Annotated in this window: 1 protein-coding gene; it reads left to right on the top strand. The window is 66.6% G+C overall.

Going from position 1 to position 317, the window contains the following annotated elements:
- Nucleotides 1–37: 37 nt before the first annotated feature.
- The coding region (locus tag ABGA94_RS05015) for a hypothetical protein (protein WP_375366557.1) at nucleotides 38–317 on the top strand (280 nt) is incomplete at its 3' end.

The following is a 317-nucleotide window of genomic DNA, read 5'->3' as shown; positions in this document are numbered from 1 at the left end:
ATATGGGCCTGCCTGCGCGGCGAAGTGGAGAAGAGCTATGCACGCCAAGACTGACAAGTTCATCCAACTGGCCCTGGTTGTGGCCGTGTTCGGCGGCTGGGAGGGCGGCATCGCGCTGATGGGCATCTGCAACAAGATCGCCGGCATGCTGGCGCCGGTGCTGATCGGCACCCTGGTGCTGCACGGCATCGGCGATCTGGACAAGCAGGTGATCCGCGAGGACGTGCGCGACGTGCAGCTGCGCGCCGGCGACATGCTGGTGTTCCACAGCATCTGGACCGACCTGGCGCAGGCCGCGCGCAGCCGCGACTTCGTGG

The sequence above is a fragment of the Stenotrophomonas sp. 3diitr2024 genome (assembly GCF_042136455.1).
In the GTDB taxonomy this organism is placed as follows: Bacteria; Pseudomonadota; Gammaproteobacteria; order Xanthomonadales; family Xanthomonadaceae; genus Stenotrophomonas; species Stenotrophomonas sepilia.
This window is presented reverse-complemented; position numbering and strand designations above follow the sequence as displayed.